Below are 25,742 nucleotides of genomic sequence, written 5' to 3' on the forward strand. Positions count from 1 at the left end.
CCGATCCGAATGCGACAATTGCCCCCGTACACCAACGCCAAGGAGGCACTCCGCAATGACGGCATCATCGCCAGCCCCCAGCCGCCGCGAGGCACCCGACCGCAACCTCGCGCTGGAATTGGTGCGCGTCACCGAGGCAGGAGCGATGGCGGCAGGCCGCTGGGTCGGCCGCGGCGACAAGGAGGGCGGTGACGGCGCCGCCGTCGACGCCATGCGCCAGCTGGTCAGCTCGGTCTCCATGCGCGGCGTCGTCGTCATCGGCGAAGGTGAGAAGGACGAAGCGCCGATGCTGTACAACGGCGAGGCGGTCGGTGACGGCACCGGCCCCGAGGTCGACTTCGCGGTCGACCCGATCGACGGCACCACGCTGATGTCGAAGGGCTCCCCCGGCGCCATCGCGGTGCTCGCGGTGGCCGAGCGCGGCGCCATGTTCGACCCGTCGGCCGTGTTCTACATGCACAAGATCGCCGTCGGTCCCGACGCCGCAGGCTCGATCGACATCACCGCCCCGATCGGCGAGAACATCCGCCGGGTCGCCAAGGCCAAGCGGTCCTCGGTCTCCGACCTCACGGTCTGCATCCTCGACCGGCCCCGCCACGCCGACATCATCCAGCAGACCCGCGACGCGGGCGCGCGCATCCGCCTCATCTCCGACGGTGACGTGGCCGGGGCCATCGCCGCCGCGCGGCCGGAGTCGGGCGTCGACATCCTGGTCGGCATCGGCGGCACCCCGGAGGGCATCATCGCCGCGGCCGCGCTGCGCTGCCTCGGCGGCGAGCTGCAGGGCATGCTGGCCCCCAAGGACGACGAGGAGCGCCAGAAGGCGATCGACGCGGGCCACGACCTGGACCGGGTGCTGTCCACCACCGACCTCGTCGCCGGTGAGAACGTCTTCTTCTGCGCCACCGGCGTCACCGACGGTGACCTGCTGCGCGGCGTCCGCTACTACGGCGGCGGCGCCTCCACCCAGTCCATCGTCATGCGCTCCAAGTCCGGCACCGTCCGCATGATCGACGCCTACCACCGCCTGACCAAGCTACGCGAGTACTCCTCGGTCGACTTCGACGGCGACGACAGCGCCACCCCACCCCTGCCCTGACGCCGAGGGCCGCGCACCCGACGGTGCGCGGCCCCCATTCCCGAGGTGGCTCGGCAACTATCGGGACTACGTCAATGCTTCGTGTCTCGCTGCTCCGCCAGGGCGCGCCGCGACTCCTCGTGGAGGATCTCGAGCAATTCCTGTTCCATCGCCGCGAACTCCGGGGTGGTGATGGTGGACAGGTCGCGGGGCCGTGGCAGGTCGACGCGCAGTTCGTGCCGGACGACAGCGGGGCGGGCCGAGAGTACGAGGACGCGGTCGGACAGGAACACGGCCTCGCGGATGTCGTGGGTGATCATCAGGACCGTCCAGCGGTAACGCTGCCAGACCTCCCGCAGCCAGGACTGCATCTCGGTGCGGGTCAGCGAGTCCAGGGCACCGAAAGGTTCGTCGAGCAGCAGCAATTCGCGATCCTGGACGACAGTGCGCAGCAGCGCGGCCCGCTGACGCATCCCGCCCGACAGGTGCGCTGGACGGGCGTCCTCGAACCCGGCCAGGCCGAACACCGGGAACAGGGCGCGGGCTCGGCGGCGGGCCTCCTGCCGAGCCACACCCTGCACCTGCAAGCCGAGAATGGTGTTGTCGAGGATGCTGCGCCAGGGGAAAAGCAGGTCACGCTGCGGCATGTAGGCGCAGTGCGCGGCCGGGTCGGCGCTGCCGCTCGCGCGGAATTCGACGGTGCCCGCGCTGGGAGTCTCCAGCCCGGCCAGCATATTGAACACGGTGCTCTTACCACATCCGCTCGGCCCGATGACGCTGACGAACTCGCCCGCCGCGACGGTGAACGACACCCCGCCGAGCACCGCCAGCTCCGGCACCCGGCGTCCACGGGAGAACGATTTCGTCACCCCGTCGACGATCAGCCGATCCTCAGCCACGGCCGCTCCTGTTCCCGGCGAGCGCCCACGGCGCCACCAGCCGCTCCACGGCGAAGGTCGCCAGATACAGCGCGATGCTCAGCAGCGCGGTGACCAGCACCGCCGCCAGCACCAGGTCGGTGCGGAACGAGTTCTTCTGCAGACTCATGTAGATGCCCAAACCCTTACTGGCACCGACATATTCGGCAAACACCGCACCGACCACGGCATAGGTGATGCCGATCCGCAGCGCGGTGAAGAACCGCGGCACCGCCGACGGCAACCGCACATACCGGAACTCCTGCACCCGCGACGCGCCCATGCTGCGCAGCAACGCGCCCGCCTCCCGGTCGGCCGCGGCGAAGCCCTCGATCAGCCCGATCGCCATCGGGAAGAAGGTGACCAGGGAGACCACCAGGATCTTGGGGAGCAGCCCGAACCCGAACCAGATGATCATCAGCGGCGCGATCGCCACGATCGGCAGAGTCTGCGACGCGACGAACAGCGGTACGAACGCGCGCCGCAACCACGGCGAGAAGTCCACGACGATTGCCAGCAACCAGGCCAGCGTCAGCGAGACCGCGAACCCGAGCAGGGTCACCTGCAAGGTGGCGGCCGCGTGTGTGCCGATCTCCTCGCGATGCGCCCAGCCCTGCCGCAGCACGCGCACCGGCGACGGCAGCACCTGCGGACGGACGCCGCCGACGGTGACATAGAGCTGCCAGACCGCGACCAGCACGGCCACCACCACCACGGACGGCACGACCCAGCGGATGCCGCCCGTCGGTCCTACCGTGAGCTCACGGGTTGGTGAGGTACTCATTGGTGAAGTAGCTCGACCAGTCCGGTTCGGTGGTCAGCGGGTTACCGTCCGGCCCGTTCAGCAGGCCGCCGCGGTACAGGAAGCCGGAGTTCGCCGCCCACTGTTGCGGCGTCTGGGTGCCGACCCGGCCGTCGGCGTCCTTCATGAACTGCTCGGCCAGCATGCGCTGACTCTCGAACACCAGGTCCTCATCGTTGAACGCGCCTGGATTGGCGGCGAGCAGGTCACGGGCGGCGGCGTCCGGGTTGTCGGCGGCGAACTGGTAGCCGCGTTGCAGCGCCTGCACGAACGCGCGGGCGCGGTCGGGGTTGGCGGCGAGCCAGTCCTCGTTGGCGTCGATCACGATCGCGTAGGCATCGGGGAACCCGAAGTCGGTGTACCGGAAGTACTTCATCGGCGTGCCGTGATGTTCGGCCTCGATGCCCTCCCACGCCAGGTAGGAGACGGTGAAATCGGCCTTGCCCGAGTAGACGGCCTCATAGGCGGACGAGCCGAGGGTCACGGAGGTGAAATCACCGGTGCCACCGTCGTTGCGAATGACCTGCTGCAGCGCTTCCTGCTCACCCGGATCGCCGAATCCGGCGTAGGTCTTGCCGTCCAGGTCCTTCGGGCTCGCGATATCGGCCCGGTCGGCGCGCACGCCGATGCCGGTCGCCCAGTGCTGCAACGGCGCGAGCACCGACTTCACGTGCGCGCCCGCCGCGCGGGCGAAGGTCGCCGAGTTGTGCGTGCTGATCCCGAATTCGGCGTTGCCCGCATCGATCACGGTGTCGACCGAGGTGTTGTTGTACGGCAGGATCTGCACGTCGAGGCCCGCCTCGGCGAAATAGCCCTGCTGGATGGCGACGTAGAGTCCGGTGTGGTTGGTGTTCGGCGTCCAGTCCAGCGCGAACCGGATCGTCTCAGCGGAACCGCCACCGGAACCGCAGGCGGTGAGCGCCGACACCAGGGCGATCGAAGCGAGGACAACCGCGAGCGCGCGGCGAACGTGGCCCCTCATGCCGCGGGCCATGGCTGCGGGTGCAGGGCGGTGTCCCAGAACAGCAACTCGTACCGGGTGGCGAGCGTGAACGCGGTCGCCATCGCGGTCCGTTCGGTCTCGCTCGCCGCATCGGCGGCCTGGTCGACCAGGCTCCGCGCGGTCGCGGCGGTCTGCTGGAAATCCTCGGCACCGTAGGTGGTGACCCAGCGCGCGTACGGGTGCGCCGGATCGGCGGCCACCACCTGCGCTGCGCTCGCGGCCAGCTCGCGGCCGACCTCGGCGTAGATCCAGAAGCAGGGCAGCACCGCGGCGGCGGCCACCGCGTAGGACTCGGTCGCCGCTGCGGCGATCAGATAGGAGACGTAGGCCAGGCAGGTCTGCGAATGCTCGGGGGCACTCGTGCGCGGCGGCAGCGCGCCACTGGCGAGCAGTTCGGCGTGCATGGCGGATTCGACGGCGGCCGCGTTCGCGGCGGAGTTCGCCCAGAAGGCCGCGGTCTGCGGATCCGGCGACTTGGCGGCCAGGATCGACAGCGCCTTCGCGTAGCCGGTCAGGTACAGCGAATCCTGCTCGATGTAGGTGGCGAACACCTCGGTCGACAGGGTGCCGTCGCCGAGCCGCCGCAGGAATTCGAGATCGTCGATAGCGATCCGCAGGGCCTTGGTCCGGTCCCAGAGTTCGTCGGTGAACCGACCACTTGTCATGCTTTGGGCGCTCAACGCCGTGACATCCCTTCGTCAGCATTACCTGAACAGGTTCGCGGGTGTGTTCTCAGCTCCGTCTCGGTCTCGACGCAGCACCCCGTGTCCGCGACCGACGATAGCAGTGCCGATCCGGACGAAGGGGACGTAGGTGTCGGCGACGGTGACCGGTTCCTATTCCGCGCCGGAGTGTGGGATTCTCCGCTGCCCGGCGAACCCCATTCCGGCCGATCTCGTCCTAGGGTCGGGGTATGGCTGACGACGACGTGCAGTACCGCATCGAGCACGACACGATGGGCGAGGTCCGCGTTCCGGTGGACGCGCTGTGGCGGGCGCAGACGCAGCGGGCCGTGGAGAACTTCCCGATCAGCGGCCGCGGGCTGGAGCGGGCGCAGATCCGGGCGCTCGGGCTGCTGAAGGCCGCGTGCGCGCAGGTCAACAAGGACCTGGGGTTGCTGGATCCGGCCAAGGCCGACGCGATCATCGCGGCGGCGACCGAGATCGCCGACGGTCTGCACGACGACCAGTTCCCGATCGACGTGTTCCAGACCGGCTCCGGCACCAGCTCGAACATGAACGCCAACGAGGTGATCGCCTCCATCGCGGCCCGCGACGGCGTCATGGTGCACCCCAACGACGACGTGAACATGTCGCAGTCGTCCAACGACACTTTCCCCACCGCAACGCATCTGGCCGCGACCGAGGCGCTGATCACCGAGCTGGTTCCCGCGCTCGACCATCTGCGGCTGGCGCTGCTCGACAAGTCCCAGCAGTGGCGGACCGTCGTGAAGTCGGGACGCACCCACCTGATGGACGCGGTCCCGGTGACGCTCGGCCAGGAGTTCGGGGGCTACACCAGGCAGATCGCGGCGGGAATCGAGCGGGCGCTGGCCACCCTGCCCCGTCTCGGTGAACTGCCCATCGGCGGCACCGCGGTCGGTTCCGGGCTCAACGCACCGGCCGGGTTCGGGACGAAGGTGGTCGCGGAGCTGGTGCGCACCACCGGGATCGACGCACTGCGTGAAGCACAGGATCACTTCGAGGCGCAGGCGGCGCGCGACGGGCTGGTCGAGGCGTCAGGTGCGCTGCGCACCATCGCGGTGAGCCTGACCAAGATCGCCAACGACATCCGCTGGATGGGTTCGGGCCCGCTCACCGGCCTCGGCGAACTGCAACTGCCCGACCTGCAGCCGGGCAGCTCGATCATGCCGGGCAAGGTGAACCCGGTGCTGCCGGAGGCGGTGACCCAGGTGGCGGTGCAGGTGGTCGGCAACGACGCGGCGATCGCGTTCGGCGGCGCGAGTGGGGCGTTCGAGCTCAACGTCTACATTCCGGTGCTGGCGCGCAATCTGCTCGAGTCGATCCGCCTGCTGGCCAACGTGTCCCGGTTGTTCGCCGACAAGTGCGTGGTCGGGCTGGTCGCGAACGAGGAGCACCTGCGCACCCTCGCCGAATCGTCCCCCTCCATCGTCACCCCGCTGAACTCGGCCATCGGCTACGAGGAGGCGGCCGCCGTCGCCAAACAGGCACTGCGGGAGAAGAAGACGATCCGACAGACTGTCATCGACCGCGGCCTGACCCCGGACAAGCTCTCCATCGAAGAACTCGACGAGAAGCTGAACGTGCTCGCGATGACCAATATCGAGCGGACCGCCGAATAGCTCGACCCAGCCCCGAACACGCGGCGCCAGCCGCTATCGATACAGCTCGAGTTCGGCGCGGGCCTTCTCGCCTTCCTCGCCAAGATCGGTGCGGGTGAAGATGTTCCACCGCCGCAGCAGCGGCGCGAACACCAGCTCACCCTCGCGCGCCGGATCGTAGATGCCCGCCGCGGCCAGCGCCTCGTCACTGGAGCCGCCGCCCGGCAGCTCCACCTGCGGCACCCGGAACGCGGCGACCTGGTCGGCGATGGCCCGCAGGGCCTGGTCGGGGACCAAGTCAAGGGCGGCGGCGACGAGCTCGGCGAAGAAATCGGCCTGCAGTTCGTCGTCGGCGGCGAGCTTCTCGGCCAGTGCGGTGACGACCGGGTTCTCGCCGAGCGCGGCGGTGTTGCGATGCCGGATGGCGGCGGCCAGTTCCTCGAACGCGCAGGTGGCCAGCACCTCGATCAGGTGCAGCGGTGGGCGGTTGAAGCCGGCGGTCATGTGCGCCATGCGGGCCCGCTCCAGCGCGACCGGGTCGACCGCGCGGGTCACCATGAGGTAGTTGCGGATGAGGATCTCGTGGCGGTTCTCCTCGGCCGTCCACCGGCCGACCCAGCGCCACCACGGGCCGGTGCGCAGATGCTTGCCCAGCTCGCGGTGATAGGAGGGGAGGTTGTCGGCGACGAGCACGCTCACCGTCAGCGCGAGCACGGCGGTCTCACCGAGCTCCGCCTGGTCGGCGGCCCAGTCCTCGCCGCCGAGGAAGGCGAAGTTGCGGCCGTCCGACCACGGCACGAATTCGTGCGGCTGCCAGCCCTCGGCCGCCTCGATGTGCCGGGTCAGGTTGCTTTCCACCACGTCCGCGAGCGAATCGAGCAGCTCGCGGTCGGTCAAAGTTTTCTGCACCAGGACAACCTAGTACTCCGGCCGTGCGCGCGGGGACCTTCGGGGTCCCCGCGCCGCCGGACTACTTCGGGGTGACGGTGATCTCGCCACCGACCCAGGTGATGGTGCCGCCGGTGAAGTCGCTCTGCTTTCCGCCGGAAATGTCCTGTTCATCGCTGACCGGGTAGCCGAGCGTGCCGTTGGCGCCGCCGTTCTCCTCCCAGGCCTCGCGGATGTCGCCCCACACGATATGGGCGCCGGTGTCGGGGCTCCAGTAGATGGTGCCGCCGGCGAAGTCCTGGTATCGGCCGCCGTTGGGGCCGGTCTCCTGGGCCTCCTCCGGCATGCCGAGCGGACTGTCGGCGCCACCGGCGGCGACGTACTTCTCGTAGACCTCGCCGGACACGGTGATATCGCCGTTCGGAGTGTTGATGGTGGTCGAGTCACCCGCGGCCGCGCCGCCACCACCCGGAGTGGTCTCACCACCCGGAGTCGTCTCGCCACTCGGGGTGGTCTCGGTGGCGGCGTCCTCGGTGCCGTTCGGAGCGGTGGTGGTGGCACCCGCCCCGCCCATGGCGGAGGTGACACTCCCGACCGTGTCCTTGGCCTTGTCCTGATCCTCGTCGCTGCACCCGGCGGCGAACAGCAGGCCTGCGGCGGCGAGCACCGCAGCGCTCCCGGCGGCGGTACGTCGAGCGAAGTGGTTCATATCCATCCTCTCGCGAGTGGCCCCCCGGGGGCGCGCCCCCGGAATGGAGCCTGGCCGACATCCGCAACGGCCCGGCGGAACGCTGTTCGCCGAGCCGTTGCTGGATTGGTGTCGCCGCGGATAATACCCACAGTTTCCGGTAATCAAACGGAATCGGGCCCGCCACGCGGGCCGATAGCCGGGACTACGCGCTCGGGCCGTACTCCTCGAGCATCTCGGTCACCAGCGCCGCGATCGGCGAACGCTCCGAGCGGGTGAGCGTGATGTGCGCGAAAAGCGGATGCCCCTTGAGCTTTTCGATCACCGCCGCCACGCCGTCGTGCCTGCCGACCCGCAGATTGTCGCGCTGGGCGACGTCGTGGGTGAGCACCACCCGCGAACCGGTGCCGAGCCTGCTGAGCACGGTGAGCAGGACATTGCGTTCGAGTGACTGCGCCTCGTCCACGATCACGAACGAATCGTGCAGGGACCGGCCACGGATGTGGGTCAGCGGCAGCACCTCGAGCATGTCGCGGCTGAGCACCTCCTCCATCACCTCGCGGCTGGCCAGCCCGTCGAGCGTGTCGAAGACGGCCTGCGCCCACGGGCCCATCTTCTCGCTCTCCGAACCGGGCAGGTAGCCCAGTTCCTGGCCGCCGACCGCGTACAGCGGCCGGAACACCACCACTTTGCGCTGGGTCCGCCGTTCCAGCACCGCCTCCAGCCCGGCGGTCAGCGCGAGCGCCGACTTGCCGGTGCCCGCGCGTCCGCCCATCGACACGATCCCGACGCTCTCGTCGAGCAGCAGATCGAGCGCGATGCGCTGTTCGGCCGAACGTCCGTGCAGGCCGAAAGCCTCCCGCTCGCGCACCAGCTGAACCCGCTTGTCGGGGGTGACCCGGCCCAGCGCACTCGAGCTGCTGCCGAGCAGCCGGATGCCGGTGTGGCACGGCAGTTCCCGCGCCTCGTCCAGGTCGATGATCGCGTCGGTGTAGAGCTGGTCGATCTGGGCGCCCGCGACGTCGAGTTCGACCATTCCGCTCCAGCCGGAGGTCACCACGTCCTGGGCGTGGTACTCGTCGGCGGCCAGGCCGACGGCGCTCGCCTTGACCCGCAGCGGGATGTCCTTGGAGACCAGCACCACTTCCGCGCCCTCGGCCGAGAGGTTCAGCGCGCAGGCCAGGATGCGGGAATCGTTGGTCTCCGACCGGAATCCGGCAGGCAGCACCGACGGATCGGTGTGGTTGAGCTCCACCTGCATGGTGCCGCCATCGCTGCCGATCGGCAGCGGCTGATCGAGCCTGCCGTGCTTGACGCGCAGGTCGTCGAGCATCCGCAGGGCCTCTCTGGCGAACCAGCCGAGTTCGTGGTGGTGGCGCTTGGCCTCCAGCTCGCTGATCACGACCAGCGGCAATACCACTTTGTGTTCGCCGAACCTGGTGACAGCCCACGGATCCGAGAGCAGGACCGAAGTGTCGACGACGAATGTCTTGCGACCGGAACGCGAGGGGCTTGCCCCCTTCTTCGAGGCCGAGGCCGTGTGCATCGCGGGGGCGGAAACGGAGCGTGCAGCAGTCACGGTGGGCTCCTTATGTGTTCGCACGGCACCCGCACGAACGATCTCGCTGGACCGGTCCGTCCTGTAGGTGGCTGGTCAGCCGCCTCCAGGGCCGGGTGCCGGCCCTCTCGTACTGAGCAGCTCAGTCACGGTCAGGACCTCCCGTACGAGCCACACCGACGCGGCTCGCATCACCGACGCTACCGGTCGGCACCCGCGCGCGCTGCCGGACAGCGGGACGTGTCCGTGAATTTGTCGTTAACCAGCGCCGTCGTCGCGGATCCGCCCGTGGTGACGGCGCCGAGCGCTAGAGTCGGGGTATGACGCAGGAGCAGGATCTGGAGAAACTGTCGTCGAAGGAACTGCACGACCGGGCGGTGAAGCTGGCCGTGCGGCGCGGTGACGTGCGCTTCCTGTGGGATCTGCTCAAGTCGATCCCGGCCGCCCAGGTCGAGGCGGGCGATCTCGGGGAGAGCGAGGCCGACATCAGGTATGTCCTGCCGATGCTCGACGACTACTTCCACGCCGGTGACGGCAAACTCGCCGAGGTCCTGCGGCCGACGTATCTGGACTACCTGAACAAGCACAGGTAGGTCAGCGGCGCAGCACCGCCTTGGCCGCGCCGACCACGGTGCCGCGCAGCACGTTGCCCATGCTGAAGTGGTCGTCCCACAGCACGATCCGGCCATCGCGCAGCTCGAAGGTGCCGGTGACCCAGAAACCGATCGTCACCGGTCCGGCCCGCAGGAAGTCGGTGCGGTCGGTGAGCACGATGTCGCCATCTGCGGCGATGTGGTGCATGTCGGCGGCGAAGCCGAGCTGTGGGCGGTTCAGCCCGCGCAGCAGGCCGCCGACCCGCTGCTTGCCGCGCACCGTCGGCAGGCCGGTGTTCTTCCACACGATGTCCGGATCGAGCAGATCCAGCGCTTCGTCGACGGAACCCAGTTCCATGGCGGCGAAGAACTCGCGCACGACGGTGACGGGGTTCTCCGGCAGTTCGGGCTCGTCGGTCATGCAGCGAGCCTAGGGCGTTCGAGCCCGCCGGACCAGACCCCCTATTGCCCGGTTCGCCGCTTGATCAGCACGGCGAGGCCTGCTCGCGCGCCCTTGACTTGGAGCGTACTCCAGGTCATAGCCTCGATCGCATGAGCATTCGCCTCGGTTACCAGATGCCCACCTTCAGCAACACGTCCTCGGTGCGCGAGCTGTTCCCCACGGTGATCGCGCAGGCCAGGGCCGCGGAAGCGGCCGGCTTCGACGCCGCGTTCGTGATGGACCACTTCTATCAGCTACCCCTCATCGGGCAACCGGACGAGCCGATGCTGGAGGCCTACACCAGCCTCGGTGCCCTGGCCACCGCGACCGAGCGAATCCAGCTGTCCGCCTTGGTTACCGGCAACACCTACCGCAATCCGGCGCTGCTGGCCAAGACCGTCACCACGCTCGATGTCGTCAGCGGTGGGCGGGCCGTGCTCGGTATCGGCGCGGGATGGTTCGAACTCGAACACCAGCAGTACGGTTTCGAGTTCGGCTCCTTCACCGAGCGCTTCGAGCGGCTGGGGGAAGCGCTGCAGATCATCACCCCGATGCTGCGCGGCAGGCACGCCACCTTCGACGGCCGCTGGTACCACACCGACAACGCCATGAACGAGCCGCGCATCCGCGACGACCTACCGATTCTGCTCGGCGGTGGCGGCGAGAAGAAGACCTTCGCCATGGCGGCCCGCTTCGCCGATCATCTCAACATCATCTGTAATGCCTCCGAACTGCCGCGCAAGATCGAGGCGCTGCACCAGCGCTGTGCCGAGGCCGACCGTGACCCGGCCACGCTGGAGACCAGCTTCCTCGCCTTCGTCATCACCGATTCCGACGGTGACCGGGCCAGGAAACTACAGCGTGACATGCTGGCCAAGGCCGGTATCGACCTGTCCACCATGTCGCCGGAAGAGGTCGGCAACTCCCCCGCCGACCGCCAGTTCGCAGGCACCCCGGACGAGGTCGCCGAGCAGATCCAGGCCCGCGTCCTCGACAAGGGCATCGACGGCATCATCGTGAACATGGTCGCCAACGGGCACGAGCCCGGTGTCATCGACGCCGCGGGGAAGGCGCTGAAACCCCTGGTCGGCTGACAACGGTGTCTGGATGTCGTCGATGCCGCGAGCCAGGCGTTGAGAACCTTGGTGAACTGGCACCCGAGGCACGGACGCCGATGCCGGTGACAGCGAGCAGCTGCCACCGGCATCGGTGTTCATCCGGTTAGGCGTCGATGCGTTCGCGTCTGGTCGCCGCGGCGGCGGCCAGCGCAGCCAACAGCAGCCCGAGCGCCGCCATGCTGAGTCCGGTCAACTGCACCGGCTCCGCCTTCGTGGACGCCGGATCGGACGCGACCGCGCCCGTACCCGCGTGCACCGGGTACTCGGTGGTGCCGGCAGAACCCACACCCGAGTCCTCGGGCTGAACCGGGCCACGCCCATCCGGCTCCGAGACCTCCGGCTCACGTGGGCCGCACTCCTGCCGCCCCGGTACCGAAGCCTCCGGGTCCAGCGGGGCCGGCTCGCACCCACCCGGTACCGAAAGCTCCGGGCGGCACGGGGTATCCGCGTCGCAGGAACCGCCGGCGAGCAGCTCGAGCAGTGCGTCGAGCCCGCCCTCCACATCGACATCGGGGATCTGGCCGTCTCGCCGGGGTACCACCGCTCCCGCGGTGACACCGACGCCGAGTCCGAGCCAAGCTCCGATCCCCGCGGCGAAGACACCGACGAGGTACGAGCGGAGCACAGCGCGGGCGAACGCGGTCGAGACGATCGCGAGTACCGCGCCGAGCACCGCGCCCGGGACACTGCCCGTGACCGCGCCGACGATCCACCCGAGCACCGATCCGATGACCACGCCGGGGACAGCCCCGAACATGTTCAGCGGGTTGACGAGCCCGAGCACAGCGCCGAGCACGCCGGCGGCCACCGCCAGCGGGATCGCCACCAGCGGGGCGGCCACCAGTCCGGCGAGCGCGCCGAGCACCGCCGCGATGAGCGCACCGAGCGGGACCGTCACCATCGCCGTGACCAGGTCCACGGCCGTCAGCACGGCGGCTCCGGTCACCACGGCGACCGAGATCGCCGACACCAGCGCGGCGCCGAGACCGACGACCGCCAGCAGGCCCGCCATGGCCATGATCGGTAGACCGACCAGCGCCTCGAAGGCGAGGTAGGCCGCGATGGCCAGCGGAATCCCGACGACCAGTGTGAACCCGACCGTGACCGCCGCGACAGCGAGCGCGATCCCACCGATCACCGCCATGTAGATCACCAGCGTGATCAGGATCGCGGGAACCGCGAAGGGACCGGCGAACGCCGCGGCGATGAGCCCGATGATCACCAGGACCGCCATGACCGCGGTGAACGGAATGGCGATGACAGCCACGATCGCACCGAGAATCAACGCGGGGATGATCAACGGCGCCACCAGTGCCATCAGCGCGGGAAGCAGACCCGCCGCCAGCGCGATGCCCACGGTCGCCAGGAACGGCAGGAGCACCGCCCCGCCGAGAACACCGAGGGTCACGGCGAAGGCGCCGAGAGCTGCCAGCACACCGGCGCCCGCTCCGAAGAGCGCGCTCACGATCGAGGCGACTCCGGCACCGAGTCCGGCTCCGAGCAGACCGCCGGTCGCCACCGACGCCACGATCCCGGTCACCAGCCCCAGAATCGTTCCAGCGGTAGCGGTGATCATCGCATCGATGATCGAGGTACCGACGAAGGTGACGATGCCGCCGAGGATGCCGCCGGGCACAGTGCCGAGCAGACCGCCGACCAGCATGCCGAGTACGGCACCAGCCAGTGCACCGGGAATGCCCGACAGCAGATTCAGCGGACTCAGCAGTCCCGAACCGAATCCGACGGCAGCGCCGAGCCCACCGGCGACGAGCACGCCGACCGCGAAGCCGACCACCGCGCCGATACCGATGTTGACCGGGTCGAGCCGACCACGGAACCACGCGTCGACCACCGAAGCCAACTTCGTGACCGGCCCCTGGTAGCAATCGAGAACCCCACCGAGCAACCGCTTCAGGTTGCTGTGATGCCAGGCCCGCCAGGCCGCGTCGATCAGGCCGTCGCGCTGTTGCCGCGCACCGACCGTCAGGCTCGCCCACCCGGACACGGTGCCCGAGATCAGGACAACGGCAGTCACCAACGCGACCAACACCATCCACGGCAGGGCGGCGATAGTCGCGGCGACACCACCGACGATCGCACCCGGCAGCGCGCCGACGACGAACCCGATGATCGCACCGACGACCGCCGACACGAGCTGCGCCACCAGCACACCGGCCGCCATTGCAGTCATGGAACCGAGCGCGGCGCCGGTCGCGGCCCCCGCGAGGAGACCGACAAGCGAACCGAGGACGGCGCCCAGCAACGCACCGAGCAGATTCAACGGATTCAGCGCACCGAGGACAGCGCCGATCAGCGCGCCGATCGGGGCCGCGAAGATCGCGACCACCGGGATGATCGCCAGGGCCAGCAGGCCGCCGACCACCATGCCGGGCAGGGCCACCACCAGCAGCAGCGGCGCCGCGACCAGCAGCAGACCGAGGGCGAGAGCGCCACCGATCGCACCGAAGAACGCGAACACCAGTCCCGCCAGGATCGCCACCGGCAACATCAGGACCATCGAACCCAGGTAGACCACCGCGGCGATGGCCGCGGTGACGCCGAGGAACAACGCACCGAGAATGGCCGTGAAGAACACGAACTCGACCGGTGCCAAGAACAGCGCCACGAGCAGACCACCCAGCACCAAACCGAGTCCCGGCCAGATGACGATCAGGAAGGGAATACCGATCGCCGCCGCGATGAGACCGAGGCACACCTTCGTCAGCAAGACGTACCCGAACGCGAGTATCGGCGCACTCGCCAGCGACAGCAACAGCAGTGGCAGCGCGAGGGCAAGTGCCGGAATCAGCGGAATCAGGATCAGTGGCAGCGCCAGCAACAGCAGCGGCAACCACACCGGCGCGGTGAGCGCGAGCAAAGCCAGCGCGAACGCACCGAGCACCAGCACCGGCGCGAGGACCAGTGCCGAGAGCACTCCGCCGAGCAGAACAGCGCCGCCGAGGATCACCAGCGCCGGCACCACAACACCGAGCACACCGCCAAGCGCACCGCCGATTCCCACACCACCGACCGTGGCGAGCAGCCACCCGATGAACGCGCCGCCGACACCACCGGTCACACCACCGATGGCAGCGCCGGGCACCGTCCCGATCAGTGCGCCCAGGAGCGCGCCGACCGAGCCACCGACGACCGCCGACAGCGGATCGACCAGCCCGAGTAGCGCGCCGATGGCCGCACCGGGAATACCTGTCGTCAGACCGCCGAGCGCCGAGCCGATCAGCGCGGTTCCTACCGGCACCGCGGCGGCGACGCCGACGGCTGTCACCAGATCGCCGAGGATCGGCACTACCCGGCTATCGAACAGCAGCTCGACACAGGCGGCCAGGGCGGGACCGCCGACCGATGCGGCAGCGGCGGCGAGTGTTTCGCGTGGCGCCACCACTATCGCGCCCGGGGCCAGGAGCTCGGTCGCACCCGCGCGAACCGTGCCGACAGGATCAGCACGGAAGTTCACGACCGTCGGGTCGATCACCGCGTGCAGGAAGCCAACCGGGTCTTCGCTGAATCGACCGATAGCTTCATCGGCCCGGACTGCGAGCTCCAGCGCGGCGGAGCCGACGCGATTCTCACATTCACCCTCGGCGCATGCGGAATTCGGGTCAGGCACCGGCGATCCGGGTTCGGCACCTGGCGATACCAGCGGCCGGTCGACCGTGTTCGGGTCGTCCGGGCCGCGCGGCGACACGTCGTAGCGCAGGCCATCGCTGCGCCCGAGCGCGCTGTTGACCAACGGCCGAACTACCGACTCGAGGTCGGCTCGTCCCTGCTCGACGGCGCCGCCGATCGTCGGCATACCCTGTGCGGGGTTCGGGTCGACCGGTGCCGGTGTGTCGTGGCGGTTCCGATCGACGAAAGCCGCCGCGAAGCCGTCTCCGAGTTCTTCCAGCTGCTGCCACAACGGCGCCACATCTGGAATCGGCGGCAACGGAGAGCTCATCGGCTCTTGTTGCGCTACCACGGTATTCGTCTTCGCCGGCTCGGCTACGTCGACCAGCGCACCGAGGTCGAACCCCGGATGATCCTGGACCTGCGCTCCCGCTTGCGCGCCGCCGATCAGAAAGTATCCGAGAATCGGCAGACCGAAGGCGAGCGCGCGCAGCACCCAGGTTGCTGTTTTCCACCTCCTTTCCCGCGTCGCGGAATCAGTAACGCCATGCATCAAACTCTCACCCTTCGTAGATCTTGTTCGTCGGTACCGATCGTTGGTTCGCATCCGGGTGTCCTGTGGCGGACCTCGCTCCCGCTCGCCCCGCCCGACGACCATCCGGACGGGCACCGTCGCCGCGCTCACCTCAGCTCCAGCCGATGGTTACGCCGAGCGCTACCAATGACTGCATGATCGGGCGCGACGCCAGAATGGCGATCAGCAATGCGACGAGACTCCATACCGCCGTTTTTCGGATACGGTCTGCTTGCCGCGCTGAAATCGATGTCATACCTGAAATCTTTCGCTTCTTCGCGGTTCCGCCCCAGGGCCGAATGTCCCGCGTTCCCCAGTTCCGCGCGGACCGGCAGTGCGGGTCGTCACTGCCGGGCGCGTTCGCGGGCAAGCGCACGATCACGCTGTTCCTCGAAACGCGGTATTTGCACTTCCCGAAGATTTGCCAGGAACCGATCCAATCGTTCCCGGGCACACTCGCCCGATGCGGTGAAATCGTCACGGCCGAAAACATTCCATTTCCGCATGACGGGCTCCAGCACATCCTCCAGGTGCTGCCTGAGGTCGTAGACCCCGTGTTTGGCCATCAGTACGCCGTTGCGCCGGAAGTCCGGCATGCCCGCACCGGGCATGCGGAAGTTCTCCACGATGTTCGCGATGGCCACGATCGCTTGGTCCGGCGCGAGGTCGAGGGCCGCACCACAGAGCGTGCGGTAGAAGATCATGTGCAGGTTCTCGTCCGCGGCCAGCTGCTGCATTATCCGGTCGGCCACCGGGTCGCCGCAGAACCTGGCCGTGTTGCGGTGACTGATCCTGGTGGCCAGCTCCTGGAAACTCACGTACGCCACCGAGTGCAGAAAGCCCTGTTCACCGAGGTCGCCGGAATCGGTAGTGGGTGGGTTGAAGCCGTTCGTCATGTGCGTCATACGCGCCCGTTCGAGCGCCACCGGGTCGACGCCACGGGTGACCACGAGATAGTCACGCAAGACGACACTGTGCCGCTGCTCCTCGGCTGTCCACCGGCCGACCCAGGTTCCCCATGCGCCGTCGCGGGAGAAGCTCTGCGAGATCTCACGGTGGTAGGAAGGCAGGTTGTCCTCGGTCAGCAGATTGGTGACCAGCGCGGCCTTTGCCACCGCACCCAGGTTGGATTGTCCCGGCTCCCAATCGCTGCCGCCGAGCAATGCGAAGTTCTGGCCTTCATCCCAGGGCACGTAGTCATGTGGATGCCACTCCTTCGAGCGCGCCAGGTGACTGTTCAATGCCACTTCCGCGACCGGCTCCAATTCGCACAATATTTCCCGCTGAGTCAATTCGCGCGTCATCTTCCGGATCCGCCTCTCGTCGCCGACGTCACGGCCCATCCCACGACGTCCCCTATTTGTGTCTTGTGCATCCCGTTGACAACACCACGAGTCGGCTATCGGGCAGAAGTGCCGGATGTCCCGATTTCCCGCGAACGAGTTCGGCAAAAATCAACACCGACAAGCATGTCGACAATTGCTGTTGCCGGGACATCCGACCCTTGTCGCAGACTGTGGCGCACGGACACGATCGCAGCGGAATCGACGCGTCTAGCCGGCGCGAGAGGATGCGCAACCAATGCCGAACAAGTCGAACAACGAACCCCACGGACAGACCGACCGCACGGGTCCGCCATGCGCGCGACATTCGGTGATCGATATCGATCTCGCCGTATCTGCCGAAATCTCCTGGCCATTCTCGCGGCGACAGGCAGGCTAGACCATGCGCGGGATGGAATCGACCGAAGCCGGTATCGACCGCGGCGTGACAGTGCGGACGGCAGGCCCGGTGCCCGCGGCGGCGGTGGCGGATCTGGTCTATGGCGTCAGCCGAGTGCTACACACCATCAACGGGGTGGCGATCGCGCACCTGAGAATCACCAGACATCGCAGCGGGCCGGAAGTCACGGTGTTCCAGATCAACGCGAGCATCGATGGGTGGCCGTGCCGGGCGCAACTCGTGGGCGATGGTGCCTGGGGAGCGAGTGGCGCCGTCGAGCGGTTCGACCGACAGCTCGACCAGCTCCTGACGCCCGCCCGGTACCTACCTCGGCAATACGCAGCGGCACGAAATCTGGCGGCGATCACCGAAGTACGCCCGATCACCCGGCGGAAGATGTTTCCGACACAGACTCTCCTGCCCGCCGCGGCGAGCGAGATCATGGACACGATGGACTACGACGCGCACCTGTTTCGCGACCGCGAGACCGGTGAGGACGCCATCGTGTACCGCGCGGGCACCGCCGGAGTGCGGTTGCTCCGGCAAACCCGAGTAGAACTTCCCGCTGCCCGCGACAACCTGATCGCGGTCGACCTGACTCCGACGCATGCCCTCCCCGATATCGTCGCGGCCAAACGACTCTGCCGAAACGGCCTGCCGTTTCTGTTCTACGTCGACCCGGCGACGACTCGTGGCAAATTGTTGTACCGGCGATACGACGGCGACCTCGCCCTGATCACGGCCACCCCGACTCGGTGACACCGATGATCGGGGTGGTCCGTCGACGCGACGTCGCGGGCCGGCGGCCCGCCGCTCACTGTTCACCAAGCGATTCGGCGATCACCACGGTGTTGGCAGCGCTCGCGCCCACGGTCACGTCGAACCGGCCGCCACAGGTGATCAGCGCGAGACCCCGCATGTCGTGATGCGCGGCCAAGATCGCGTTGAGGGCCGCTGGGTCGGACTTGGGGATGTCGGCGATGACCTCGTCGACACGGAACCGCGTTGCCCGGCCCGCCGTCGCGGGCTGGACTTCGAGCTGGTCGCCGGGAACCAACTCACCGAGGTGGTCGAAGACGCCATGGCCGTTGACCTGGGTATGCCCGAGCACCACCGCCAGCCCTTGGGCGCCCGGCCGCGGACCGTCCGACCACCAGGTGGTGGATTCCATATCGCCGGGGACGCCGAAACTCTCGACATCGCGGCCGAGGAACGGGTCGTATTCGACGGTTGTCGGCGCGGCGAACATCGCGGCGTCGATACCGAGCCCGGGAACGACGAGCCGAGCCGGAGCCGCGTCATCGGACTGCCGAACCACCTCGCTCGCAGCGGAACCCGCGACCGCTGTGGCCGAGATGTCCTCGCCACTACCATCCGGCAGCAGCAGCGCCAGTGCGAGCGACAACAGGCCCACCGCGATAACTCGCAGTGCCATGACCGGATACCCGCGCACGTGCCTCACGCCGCGGACGGGCCACATACTTCGGCGGCCTGTAGGGCGGCAAGGGTCTCCTGGTTGGGAATCGGTAGCCGCGCCAGGACGTCGTTCACGGTCTGCGCGAGCGAGGAGAGCCGCGACCCGACGGTGTCGCCCGCCCCCCGCAGTACCGCCGTCGCGGCATCGACATCCGAGAGTTCCGCGGCGTTCAGCTGACTTTCGACACTGGCGACCGAGTTCGCGACATCGCCGAAGGCGCCACTGACCCGATCGCGCAGCCGCGCCCAGGTACTCGCGTCGGTGCCGGGAGTCAGCACGCGGTCGGTGGCGGGCAGCGCCAGGGCCGCGACGGTATCCCGTGCATCGCGTGCGGCGCCACCGAGCACAGCCAGATCCGCGCGCACACCGTCGAAGGCGGCGGCGATGGTCATCGGTTCGCTGTTCGACTCGGGGACAGCACCCTGGAACGACTCGGTCGCCGAGCACAACGACGCCGCGAAAGCGACCATGTCGGTGTGGACGTCCGATTGGTGTTCGGCGAAGTAGTCCCGATCCGCGGCGACCTGTGCCGCCGCGCGAACCTGTTCCGCGTTTTCGCGGCTCGCCGCGGAATTTCCGTCCAGCAGGCCTCCGTCGAACTCACAACGTGTGATACAGAATACCGCGAGCACGAGCGCTGTCCCGATCATGAGTATCCGGACGATCCGGGTGCGCCGCACCTGCGCGTTGCCACCCGAATCGGCGGCATTCGCGAATAATCGCTTCATCATTCCTCGTTCACATCTGCATTCCCTGGTTCTCATCTCAGGAAAGCACCGCCCTACCGTGTCGACCAGAGCCGAATGTCCCGGGCCGTCGTCATTCGACCGTGACGGGCACGAAGTTGATTGCCCTGCCGTAGCCATCGAGTACCCGCCCGACACGCTTCAAGGTCGCCACGCTGAGATCACGCTCCCGGATCTCAGCCTGTGGAAATGCGCGGACAATCGCTGATTCGAGCCGCAACGACTCGGCCATCGTCGGCAACCACGCGACCAACAGCAGGTTCGTTTCACCGCCGAGCATCGGAACGCACACCCGCACCGCGCTCCACTTCGTCGTCGTCGTGCCGAAGCGGTCCAGGTCGGCAGGGGGCACCCGCAACCGGTAGGTGACGAGAATCGGCCAGCCCGCTGCCTGCCGCGACATTTCCGCCCGGAGGATCAGGCGACCGGCACGGGTCATCTCCGTCAACCGCCGCCGAACCGACGTCGCACTCATTCCCGTATCGCTGGCGAGGTCGACGACGCTGCGACGAGCATCCTCGGCCAGCGCGGCCACCAGCCGTCGGTCCGAGAAACGACCGGGGTCGCTGGACCGGACGGCAGGCTGATCCGAATCACCGAGCGCGGCGCGCTCGTATTTGTCCAGCGAGCCCGCCCGCCAATCGCTGCCGTCGGCGTAGACGTTCACCCCCACGCTCGTCCGCGCCTCGACGACGCCGGCGAGCGTACTGAGCGAACGCGTAACGAACCCGTCGAGCGCGTTGAGATCGCCCGCGGCGACCCAGAGTTCCAGCTGGTAGCGGCCCGTCGTCCGCTCCACCGAGTAGACGGCGGGCAAGGCGCACACCGCGGTGGACAGCTGTTCGATTCGGTCCGGTCTACACGCGAGCTGCACGAGCGCGAACAGCGAATATTCCGGCGCGTAGGCCGTCGTCCAGGCCAGGCCTTCTGAGGTCAACCGCCGCCACCGTCTGGTCGCCGTCGCGGCGTCAACGCCGAGGGCGGCGGCGACACGCGACCAGGGCGCGCGCGGCGCGATCTGCAGAGCGTTCACCAGGTGCAGGTCGTCCTCGGTGAATACCGGCACCGATCGCGACCCGGGTGTGCGCGATTGGCCCGCGTGATGTCGTTGCACAGCGCCATTGTGACGACATCTCGGGCACGATCGAATCAACCAGCCCGCGACTCGCGGCGATCATGTCGGCGCGGGCATCTCGACAGCGCCGATCCGCACGGCAAGGGCAGCGGCCTGCACTCGCCCGCTGACGCCCAGTTTCGCGAACAACACCGTCAGTGAATTGCGCACCGTCTTCTCGGCGAGATAGAGCCTCGCGGCGATCTGCCGATTCGTCAGGCCTTCGCCCAACAGCGCGAACAGCTGCCGTTCACGTGGACTGAGCTGATCCAACATCGCCGTCCGTCCGATCTTGGCTCGCAGCTCCCGAGCCACCCGCGGATCGTAATGGTTCCCACCGGCAGCGACGGTTCTGATCGCGGCGGCGAGATCGATACCGACGATGTCCTTGACGACGTAGGCACTCGCCCCGGCCGCCATCGCATCAGCGAGCCTATCGGGGTCCGTGCTGGAAGTGAGAACAACGCAACGGAGGTCGGCGAACCGGGTGCGCAGCGTACGGCAGAGCTCGAGGCCACGACCGTCGGGCAGATCGGGGTCGATGACCACCACGTCCGGCGGGTCATCGCTTCGAATCCGCGCCATGGCCTGCAGCAGATTCACCGCCTCACCGTCGATGCCGATATCGGACTCACCGGCGAGCGCGACCTGCAGACCACGCAGGACGATCTCCTGGCGGTCTACGAGGAATACCCGGATGTCGGCAACGGATCGAGGTTCGGCCGCCTGACGCAGCCGCGTCGCCGTTGGCCGGCCGGAGAGTCGGCGTGGTTCGGTCAGGCCCTCGTCGCCGCGACCGGGCAACATCGCGACGGCCCCACGGTTGTGGCACAGCGGCCCTGGGCCGGACAGCCCTGCACGGTAGCTCTGTTCGGTGCTCGTTCGCATTCAGCCTTCTCCACTCAGCGCGAGTTCTCACTTCCACGGCCTGCCGCGCACAGCGAACCAGCCATACGCAGTCTCCGACTCCCGGAGCAGGTGGCTCGAAGTTGCCCGAGATTCGCCACGTTCGGCTTCCTGCTGCCGAAATCCACCAGTATCTGCCTATGACAACCGCGCATCCCACCGGCCGGGCACGCGAACACAATTCCTACCCATCGAACACTGTGTGACCACCGACCACATAAGAAAGAATCGTGACTCGGCACACAAATACGGCAGGAACTGTCACCGAAACCTCGACACTACGGACGACCGTTCAGGAGTTGTTCATCACAACTACGGCGAGGACGTCTGGCTCTTTTCTTTAATCAGCGGACCTTAATAGCGTCAAATGCGCGGGGGCCGAATTGACGCCGAGATCAAAGGATCCGGATATGACAACAGACATTTGGGCGAGATGCGAACCGGACTTTCCCGCTGCCGGACGAGACCGCGGACACGGCCCTGGTCGTGCTCGGCCCGTTCCGGCGCGGCGAGAGCTGGACTCAGCGGCGGCCTGGCCAGGACTGGTAGTACGCACGCACGGAGCCGTGCCCGCCGCTGACATGATGCGCACCATCAACGGCATCGGCCGGGCGTTGCGTGCGGCGTCGCTGTCCGCGACCGGCTGTGTCCGCATTTCGCGACGCGACCTGAGCGGGGTTCTCTACCAGGTCAATGCCACTGTCGACGGTCGGCTGTGCCGCGTTCAGATCATGGGCCCCGCGGCAGCGGTGATCGAGCGGTTCAGCCACCACGTGGACAGCGTGCGCGCCCGCCGGGCCGCCGGGTTCCTGCCTTACCCGCACAACCATGTCCTGTTCGTGCCCACTACGCCGCAGCCGATCGTCCGGCGCAAACCAGTCCGGCTCTTGACGCTGAGCGCGGGCGCGGCGACCGAGATCATGTACCGGATGGACTTCGCGACCTTTCTGTTTCGCGATGCCGAAACCGGGGTCGACGCCGTGGTCTATCGGGTGGGCGATCAGCAGGTCGGGTTGATGCGCCGGTCTCACGTCAGCACCGCAGGTACAGCGTCGCGTCGCATCGTGGTCGACAGCGGCGTTGCCGAGACCATCCCTGAACCCGCTGCCGCCGATCGGCTGTGCCGCCACGGCCTGCCCTCCCTGTTCTTCGTCGATCCCGCCACCGCGCGGGGACGACTGCTGTACCGGCGATTCGACGGGCACCTGTCCCTACTCGAAGCTTGCGACCGCACATGACACCGACGACCAGAGTTCTCATAGCGGATGGTTGGGCGATCGCCCAGCACGGCCTGCGTGGCGTCTGCGCGCAGTCGCCGAGCTTGACCGTCGCCGGTGTCGCGGATTCCCTGAAGGTGGCGATCGAGCTGATCGACCTGGCCCACCCGGACGTCATCGTCCTCGACCCGACGACCCTGCGCGGCGAGAGGATCGACACGACGGCCGCACTCGAGATGCTGCCGCCAACCACGCACTGCCTGATCTTCACCGAGAACCCCAGCCACGAAACGATGGTGTCGGCCGTGGCGAGAGGACGCACGGCGGTGCTGTGCAAGTCCGCGCCGATGGCCGAGTTGACGGCGCTGATCGAGCGGCTCGGCTCGCCATGTTCGCTGCTCGATGACCAGCTCAGCGCAACGGTGATCAACGAGGTCCGCCGCCACCGTGCGATCGAGAACGTCAGGTTGACCGAGCGGCAACGGCAACTGCTCGCCATGCTCGGAGCCGGGCTGACGAACCGGCAGATCGCGGCCCGGCTCTTCCTCAGCGAGAAAACGATCCGCAACGCCGTTTCCGGGTTGCTCAGCCGCCTGGACCTCCACAACCGCACCCAAGCGGCCGTTGTCGCGCACGCGCTCGGCCTCGAAGATTTTGGGCCGCAACCTATCCGGAGATCGGTATGACCAAACCCAGCCGCTGGTCATACCGACGATAGAGCAGACGGCCACGGCGCCAGCAGTCATCGATGAAGAACAGCGTCGCCAACCCTTTCGCGCACAGCTCACCCATCGCCGCCGTCTCCGTCATGACGGCCGCGGGCGCGGCCACGACGAAAAGGTACGGCGCGGAATCCTCCGCCGGAGGGCGGCGCGTACGGAGACGGCGCAGCCCAAGCGCCAGCGGGTCGGCGCAGGACTGGATACCCGGCCGGAACACCACTGAGTCCTCGCCCGTATCCGCGTCGATGAACAGGCGCGCGTTGTAATCACCTGCTTCCAGATCAACCGCGGCCGCACCAGGAGAGCACCGCCGCAGGTGGCACAATTTGCGGCGCACGATCGGCTTCATATCGCTGGCACAGGTCAGCCGCGGGTCGATCGAACCAGCTCCCCAGAAAGGTACTCCATCCGCAGCGCAGGTCAGCTTGCGCTCCAACTGTTCGGCGAGCACACGAACGACCGAGTCCGTTCCCGCAACCAATTGCACACGAAGCATGCGCGGCCCGCAGTACACCGTAGCCTCGGCCAACGTCTCGTTTCTGGCGCGGCCGGCGAGCCGAATCCGTACGCGCTCTACCTCAGCGGTATCCGCGCAAAGATCTCGCGCCACCGCTTTCGCGGCGACGACTATCCGCATCTCCGTGTATCGACACCACTCGATGTCGAAACGGTTCCCTCTCATTCGACGAACACGCACGAAACTCATCCTCGAGGTAAGTAATTTTTCCGGGACATTAACCCCTGCCCCGATGTGGTCTCAAAATGATCAGATTGATCCGAGCGAATCTTCGATTTCGGCAGAAGTGATACGCGACAGAATGGATTCTTGATGGCAAGAAACGAGTGGATCGAGAACGCCAACTGCCGGGCCGTGCCGCCCGATATGTTCTTCCCCTCCCAGCGGACGAGAAAACTCACCATCGCACGAGCACGGGGAGTATGCGCACACTGTCCGGTCATCAGGGAATGCGCGCGTTTCGTCCTGGACGAGAAGATCAACTGCGGAATCTACGCCGGTGTCTTGCTCGGATACGGCGCGGATGCTCGCCCGGCCGCGATCGAAGCACTCAAGCGGATCGTCGGCGCCGACGACAAAAGGCAACGCTGACTCGGCGTCCTGCCGCTGGTCGCGGCGCGGCGTCGGCCCGAACCGCGCAATCGGACCGACGCCGCGCGGCGCTCATCGAGTCAGCGACCCCTCCTTCACCTCGCCGATTCCGCTGACGGCGCACCAGCGGACGAATCGTCGGCTCGGGTGCTCCCCGAACCAAGCAGGTCTGCCAGCGTCTTGGCCGATGAGCTGCCGAATCCGACGGCGGGAAGCAGCAAGCTCACTCCCTCGGTGGCGACACTGCTGCCGGTACCCAAGATGTCGGCACCGACTGAACTGCCGGCCTCGGCCAGGTCCGCCACTGCCGGACCACCGGAACCGGAATCGGCGTACGCCGCGGCGGCACCCACCGCGGATACCCCCATTCCGATAGCGGCAGCGACCGCGACCCGACCGATACGTGAATTTCCCATGGTTAGCTCCCTTTGCGAGGTACCGGAATCATTGCCACCTGGCGAACATCCGAATAGAAACCGGATGAACATTTCGAAGGCTAGCCACGGTCGAGCATCGAGAACAGGACCGGCCGCACGGATGGGACATCTCGCAGACAAGTCGGGACAATCGTCGTTCTTTCGACATCGCCACCGCCCCCGCGGCCGGGTCGGCTACCGGTACTCGACGAATTCGGCCGAAAGGGTTGTCACCGACTTGACCCCGGAAACCAGGAGGTCGAGCAACGACCCGACGGCCGAACTGCCGCTGGATACCGCAGCGCCCCCGCTCTCGATGAGCTGAGCCAGCAGCTTCGACGCATCCGTTGCCGCGGAACTGCCCGAGCTGAGGACCTGCGCGCCGAGCGAGATACCGGTCTGGGCCGAACCGGTTCCCGCACCGACGAGCTCCGACGAGCCGAACCCGCCGGACGGCGCGGAATCCGCTGCGGCGGCAGCCGGACCCGCACCAGATAACACTATTCCCGCACCGATGAGAACAGCGGCTGAATTCCTCAGAATTCGCACATCCATCACGCACTCACCCTTTCCATCGACTCCACTGACAGCGATTCAGGCCATGTGACCGAATTCGCAGAACGAGGCGAAAACTATCAACCGGCCACGGCCGCGAAAAGCCTGATCGACGGGCGGGGGACAGTCGCCGCGACCAACAGGACACAAGGCCCGGAGCCGGTACTCG

At 67.6% G+C, this 25,742-nt stretch carries 26 protein-coding genes; 8 read left to right on the forward strand and 18 right to left on the reverse strand.

Annotation, left to right across the window (positions count from 1 at the left end; all coding sequences use genetic code 11):
- The first annotated feature begins 55 nt into the window (after positions 1-55).
- Positions 56-1,099 carry a class II fructose-bisphosphatase gene (gene glpX, locus ACFOW8_RS11760; RefSeq protein WP_378549943.1) on the forward strand — a complete coding sequence of 348 codons (1,044 nt, stop codon included), beginning with the start codon at positions 56-58 and terminating at the stop codon, positions 1,097-1,099.
- A gap of 71 nt (positions 1,100-1,170) precedes the next feature.
- Here glpX and ACFOW8_RS11765 read toward each other — a convergent pair whose 3' ends face one another.
- Genes ACFOW8_RS11765 through ACFOW8_RS11780 form a run of 4 tightly spaced genes read right to left on the reverse strand, consistent with a single transcriptional unit; the run spans position 1,171 to position 4,465 of the window.
- Positions 1,171-1,977, reverse strand: coding sequence for an ABC transporter ATP-binding protein (locus ACFOW8_RS11765; RefSeq protein ID WP_378549946.1), 807 nt, complete (start codon positions 1,975-1,977; stop codon positions 1,171-1,173).
- Positions 1,970-2,779 (reverse strand): ABC transporter permease, encoded by an 810-nt coding sequence (locus tag ACFOW8_RS11770; RefSeq protein ID WP_378549949.1) that lies wholly within the window; start codon positions 2,777-2,779, stop codon positions 1,970-1,972. Before ACFOW8_RS11770 ends, ACFOW8_RS11765 begins: the two co-directional genes overlap by 8 nt.
- Positions 2,757-3,779 carry an ABC transporter substrate-binding protein gene (locus tag ACFOW8_RS11775; RefSeq protein ID WP_378549952.1) on the reverse strand — a complete coding sequence of 341 codons (1,023 nt, stop codon included), beginning with the start codon at positions 3,777-3,779 and terminating at the stop codon, positions 2,757-2,759. Before ACFOW8_RS11775 ends, ACFOW8_RS11770 begins: the two co-directional genes overlap by 23 nt.
- Positions 3,776-4,465: a TenA family protein gene (locus ACFOW8_RS11780; protein WP_378549955.1), complete on the reverse strand. Its 690-nt coding sequence runs from the start codon at positions 4,463-4,465 to the stop codon at positions 3,776-3,778. The genes ACFOW8_RS11775 and ACFOW8_RS11780 overlap by 4 nt, the downstream gene beginning before the upstream one ends.
- Positions 4,466-4,713: 248 nt before the next feature.
- Here ACFOW8_RS11780 and ACFOW8_RS11785 point away from each other — a divergent pair, with 248 nt between their 5' ends.
- Positions 4,714-6,123 (forward strand): class II fumarate hydratase, encoded by a 1,410-nt coding sequence (locus ACFOW8_RS11785; RefSeq protein WP_378549958.1) that lies wholly within the window; start codon positions 4,714-4,716, stop codon positions 6,121-6,123.
- Between the two features lie 33 nt (positions 6,124-6,156).
- Here the strand turns inward: ACFOW8_RS11785 and ACFOW8_RS11790 are convergent, their stop codons facing one another.
- From ACFOW8_RS11790 to ACFOW8_RS11800, 3 genes are all read right to left on the reverse strand, one after another.
- Complete coding sequence (locus ACFOW8_RS11790) at positions 6,157-7,011, reverse strand: acyl-ACP desaturase (protein ID WP_378549961.1); 855 nt, start codon at positions 7,009-7,011, stop codon at positions 6,157-6,159.
- Positions 7,012-7,072: 61 nt separating this feature from the next.
- Entirely contained in the window at positions 7,073-7,699 is a 627-nt protein-coding gene (locus ACFOW8_RS11795; protein ID WP_378549964.1) for an LGFP repeat-containing protein, read from the reverse strand.
- A gap of 184 nt (positions 7,700-7,883) precedes the next feature.
- A complete protein-coding gene (locus ACFOW8_RS11800) occupies positions 7,884-9,257 on the reverse strand; it encodes a PhoH family protein (protein WP_378549966.1) in 1,374 nt (457 codons plus the stop codon).
- Between the two features lie 299 nt (positions 9,258-9,556).
- Between ACFOW8_RS11800 and ACFOW8_RS11805 the strand changes: the two genes are divergently transcribed.
- Positions 9,557-9,829 carry a hypothetical protein gene (locus ACFOW8_RS11805; RefSeq protein WP_378549969.1) on the forward strand — a complete coding sequence of 91 codons (273 nt, stop codon included), beginning with the start codon at positions 9,557-9,559 and terminating at the stop codon, positions 9,827-9,829.
- 1 nt (position 9,830) lies between these two features.
- Here the strand turns inward: ACFOW8_RS11805 and ACFOW8_RS11810 are convergent, their stop codons facing one another.
- Complete coding sequence (locus tag ACFOW8_RS11810) at positions 9,831-10,250, reverse strand: limonene-1,2-epoxide hydrolase family protein (protein ID WP_378549972.1); 420 nt, start codon at positions 10,248-10,250, stop codon at positions 9,831-9,833.
- 131 nt (positions 10,251-10,381) lie between these two features.
- Between ACFOW8_RS11810 and ACFOW8_RS11815 the strand changes: the two genes are divergently transcribed.
- Positions 10,382-11,365, forward strand: coding sequence for an LLM class F420-dependent oxidoreductase (locus ACFOW8_RS11815; RefSeq protein ID WP_378549974.1), 984 nt, complete (start codon positions 10,382-10,384; stop codon positions 11,363-11,365).
- A 127-nt stretch (positions 11,366-11,492) separates the two neighbouring features.
- On the opposite strand, the gene ACFOW8_RS11820 is transcribed toward ACFOW8_RS11815, so the two are convergent.
- The 3 genes from ACFOW8_RS11820 to ACFOW8_RS11830 form a co-directional block, all read right to left on the reverse strand.
- A complete protein-coding gene (locus ACFOW8_RS11820) occupies positions 11,493-15,512 on the reverse strand; it encodes a hypothetical protein (RefSeq protein WP_378549976.1) in 4,020 nt (1,339 codons plus the stop codon).
- Between the two features lie 190 nt (positions 15,513-15,702).
- Complete coding sequence (locus tag ACFOW8_RS11825; protein ID WP_378549979.1) at positions 15,703-15,846, reverse strand: hypothetical protein; 144 nt, start codon at positions 15,844-15,846, stop codon at positions 15,703-15,705.
- An 88-nt stretch (positions 15,847-15,934) separates the two neighbouring features.
- Positions 15,935-16,894 (reverse strand): acyl-ACP desaturase, encoded by a 960-nt coding sequence (locus ACFOW8_RS11830; protein ID WP_378549982.1) that lies wholly within the window; start codon positions 16,892-16,894, stop codon positions 15,935-15,937.
- Between the two features lie 430 nt (positions 16,895-17,324).
- On the opposite strand from ACFOW8_RS11830, the gene ACFOW8_RS11835 reads away from it, so the two are divergent.
- Complete coding sequence (locus ACFOW8_RS11835) at positions 17,325-18,071, forward strand: sigma 54 modulation/S30EA ribosomal C-terminal domain-containing protein (RefSeq protein ID WP_378549985.1); 747 nt, start codon at positions 17,325-17,327, stop codon at positions 18,069-18,071.
- Positions 18,072-18,126: 55 nt separating this feature from the next.
- Here the strand turns inward: ACFOW8_RS11835 and ACFOW8_RS11840 are convergent, their stop codons facing one another.
- From ACFOW8_RS11840 to ACFOW8_RS11855, 4 genes are all read right to left on the reverse strand, one after another.
- Complete coding sequence (locus ACFOW8_RS11840) at positions 18,127-18,747, reverse strand: class F sortase (RefSeq protein ID WP_378549988.1); 621 nt, start codon at positions 18,745-18,747, stop codon at positions 18,127-18,129.
- Between the two features lie 23 nt (positions 18,748-18,770).
- Positions 18,771-19,517: a hypothetical protein gene (locus ACFOW8_RS11845; protein WP_378549991.1), complete on the reverse strand. Its 747-nt coding sequence runs from the start codon at positions 19,515-19,517 to the stop codon at positions 18,771-18,773.
- A 91-nt stretch (positions 19,518-19,608) separates the two neighbouring features.
- Complete coding sequence (locus ACFOW8_RS11850) at positions 19,609-20,601, reverse strand: Lrp/AsnC family transcriptional regulator (protein WP_378549994.1); 993 nt, start codon at positions 20,599-20,601, stop codon at positions 19,609-19,611.
- Between the two features lie 108 nt (positions 20,602-20,709).
- Positions 20,710-21,384, reverse strand: coding sequence for a response regulator transcription factor (locus ACFOW8_RS11855; protein WP_378550726.1), 675 nt, complete (start codon positions 21,382-21,384; stop codon positions 20,710-20,712).
- 755 nt (positions 21,385-22,139) lie between these two features.
- Between ACFOW8_RS11855 and ACFOW8_RS11860 the strand changes: the two genes are divergently transcribed.
- Together ACFOW8_RS11860 and ACFOW8_RS11865 are read left to right on the forward strand one after the other, a co-directional pair.
- Positions 22,140-22,793: a sigma 54 modulation/S30EA ribosomal C-terminal domain-containing protein gene (locus ACFOW8_RS11860; protein WP_378549997.1), complete on the forward strand. Its 654-nt coding sequence runs from the start codon at positions 22,140-22,142 to the stop codon at positions 22,791-22,793.
- Entirely contained in the window at positions 22,790-23,458 is a 669-nt protein-coding gene (locus ACFOW8_RS11865) for a response regulator transcription factor (protein WP_378549999.1), read from the forward strand. Before ACFOW8_RS11860 ends, ACFOW8_RS11865 begins: the two co-directional genes overlap by 4 nt.
- Here the strand turns inward: ACFOW8_RS11865 and ACFOW8_RS11870 are convergent.
- Entirely contained in the window at positions 23,439-24,200 is a 762-nt protein-coding gene (locus ACFOW8_RS11870) for a sigma 54 modulation/S30EA ribosomal C-terminal domain-containing protein (RefSeq protein WP_378550002.1), read from the reverse strand. The genes ACFOW8_RS11865 and ACFOW8_RS11870 overlap by 20 nt on opposite strands.
- Before the next feature lie 123 nt (positions 24,201-24,323).
- Here ACFOW8_RS11870 and ACFOW8_RS11875 point away from each other — a divergent pair, with 123 nt between their 5' ends.
- The gene (locus tag ACFOW8_RS11875) at positions 24,324-24,602 is read left to right on the forward strand and encodes a WhiB family transcriptional regulator (RefSeq protein ID WP_378550005.1); all 279 of its coding nucleotides are present in this window, start codon (positions 24,324-24,326) and stop codon (positions 24,600-24,602) included.
- Between the two features lie 95 nt (positions 24,603-24,697).
- Here ACFOW8_RS11875 and ACFOW8_RS11880 read toward each other — a convergent pair whose 3' ends face one another.
- Together ACFOW8_RS11880 and ACFOW8_RS11885 are read right to left on the reverse strand one after the other, a co-directional pair.
- The gene (locus ACFOW8_RS11880; RefSeq protein ID WP_378550008.1) at positions 24,698-25,018 is read right to left on the reverse strand and encodes a hypothetical protein; all 321 of its coding nucleotides are present in this window, start codon (positions 25,016-25,018) and stop codon (positions 24,698-24,700) included.
- A gap of 195 nt (positions 25,019-25,213) precedes the next feature.
- Positions 25,214-25,576 (reverse strand): hypothetical protein, encoded by a 363-nt coding sequence (locus ACFOW8_RS11885; RefSeq protein WP_378550011.1) that lies wholly within the window; start codon positions 25,574-25,576, stop codon positions 25,214-25,216.
- Between the last annotated feature and the right edge of the window lie 166 nt (positions 25,577-25,742).

The sequence above is a fragment of the Nocardia rhizosphaerae genome (assembly GCF_042650365.1).
Taxonomy (GTDB): domain Bacteria; phylum Actinomycetota; class Actinomycetes; order Mycobacteriales; family Mycobacteriaceae; genus Nocardia; species Nocardia rhizosphaerae.

Coding starts and splice junctions, on each gene's coding strand:
- ACFOW8_RS11780 (WP_378549955.1), bottom strand. CDS start 4,465: ATGACAAGTGGTCGGTTCACCGACGAACTCTGGGACCGGACCAAGGCC.
- ACFOW8_RS11815 (WP_378549974.1), top strand. CDS start 10,382: ATGAGCATTCGCCTCGGTTACCAGATGCCCACCTTCAGCAACACGTCC.
- ACFOW8_RS11840 (WP_378549988.1), bottom strand. CDS start 18,747: ATGGCACTGCGAGTTATCGCGGTGGGCCTGTTGTCGCTCGCACTGGCG.
- ACFOW8_RS11805 (WP_378549969.1), top strand. CDS start 9,557: ATGACGCAGGAGCAGGATCTGGAGAAACTGTCGTCGAAGGAACTGCAC.
- ACFOW8_RS11770 (WP_378549949.1), bottom strand. CDS start 2,779: ATGAGTACCTCACCAACCCGTGAGCTCACGGTAGGACCGACGGGCGGC.
- ACFOW8_RS11795 (WP_378549964.1), bottom strand. CDS start 7,699: ATGAACCACTTCGCTCGACGTACCGCCGCCGGGAGCGCTGCGGTGCTC.
- ACFOW8_RS11775 (WP_378549952.1), bottom strand. CDS start 3,779: ATGAGGGGCCACGTTCGCCGCGCGCTCGCGGTTGTCCTCGCTTCGATC.
- ACFOW8_RS11860 (WP_378549997.1), top strand. CDS start 22,140: ATGCGCACCATCAACGGCATCGGCCGGGCGTTGCGTGCGGCGTCGCTG.
- ACFOW8_RS11845 (WP_378549991.1), bottom strand. CDS start 19,517: ATGAAGCGATTATTCGCGAATGCCGCCGATTCGGGTGGCAACGCGCAG.
- ACFOW8_RS11785 (WP_378549958.1), top strand. CDS start 4,714: ATGGCTGACGACGACGTGCAGTACCGCATCGAGCACGACACGATGGGC.
- ACFOW8_RS11810 (WP_378549972.1), bottom strand. CDS start 10,250: ATGACCGACGAGCCCGAACTGCCGGAGAACCCCGTCACCGTCGTGCGC.
- ACFOW8_RS11825 (WP_378549979.1), bottom strand. CDS start 15,846: ATGACATCGATTTCAGCGCGGCAAGCAGACCGTATCCGAAAAACGGCG.
- ACFOW8_RS11875 (WP_378550005.1), top strand. CDS start 24,324: ATGGCAAGAAACGAGTGGATCGAGAACGCCAACTGCCGGGCCGTGCCG.
- ACFOW8_RS11880 (WP_378550008.1), bottom strand. CDS start 25,018: ATGGGAAATTCACGTATCGGTCGGGTCGCGGTCGCTGCCGCTATCGGA.
- ACFOW8_RS11870 (WP_378550002.1), bottom strand. CDS start 24,200: ATGAGTTTCGTGCGTGTTCGTCGAATGAGAGGGAACCGTTTCGACATC.
- glpX (WP_378549943.1), top strand. CDS start 56: ATGACGGCATCATCGCCAGCCCCCAGCCGCCGCGAGGCACCCGACCGC.
- ACFOW8_RS11865 (WP_378549999.1), top strand. CDS start 22,790: ATGACACCGACGACCAGAGTTCTCATAGCGGATGGTTGGGCGATCGCC.
- ACFOW8_RS11835 (WP_378549985.1), top strand. CDS start 17,325: ATGGAATCGACCGAAGCCGGTATCGACCGCGGCGTGACAGTGCGGACG.
- ACFOW8_RS11830 (WP_378549982.1), bottom strand. CDS start 16,894: ATGACGCGCGAATTGACTCAGCGGGAAATATTGTGCGAATTGGAGCCG.